General features: G+C 67.2%; 1 pseudogene. It reads right to left on the bottom strand.

Going from position 1 to position 631, the window contains the following annotated elements:
• Positions 1-631, bottom strand: a pseudogene (locus AC07VX_RS26870) (IS3 family transposase); the annotation flags it as partial.

Here is a 631-nt window from a genome sequence, read left to right as displayed (position 1 = left end):
GCCACCAGGTACAGCCAGCCTTCGTCCGTGGCCACGTAGGTGATGTCGCTCGTCCACACGCGATCCGGCGCTGCCGGACTGAACTCGCGATTGAGCAGGTTCTCGGCCACCGGCAAGCCGTGGTTGCTGTCGGTGGTCGCCTTGAACTTGCGCTTGCCCCGGGCCCTGATGCCGTGCAGTTTCATGAGCTTGCGCACGCGCTCCTTGCCCACGCGGATGCCGCGCGCCAGCAGCTCCTTCCACACCCGCGGCCAGCCGTATTCGCCGCGCGACTCGGCGTGGATCGCCCGGATGTGTACCAGCAGCGCGTCGTCGCTGACGTTGCGCCGCGGCTTGGCCGACCGCAGTCTGTGCTCGTGGTAGCCGCTGGCACTCACCCCCAGCGCCTCGCAGGCCAGCGACACCGGGAAGTGCTCCCGGTTGCGCTCAATCCAGGCGTACCTCACTCCCGCTGCTTCGCGAAGTACGCCGTCGCTTTTCCCAAGATATCGCGCTCCATCTTCACCCGCGCCAGCTCGGCGCGCAGTCGCGCAATCTCCATCTGTTCCGGGCTCACCGGCTTCGTGCCCGCGCCCATCAACCGGCCGTCCTTGTCAGCCTTGAGCCAGTTGTGCAGCGTCTGCTCGGAGAT

The sequence above is a fragment of the Roseateles sp. GW821-FHT03B02 genome (genome assembly GCF_059421025.1).
This window is presented reverse-complemented; position numbering and strand designations above follow the sequence as displayed.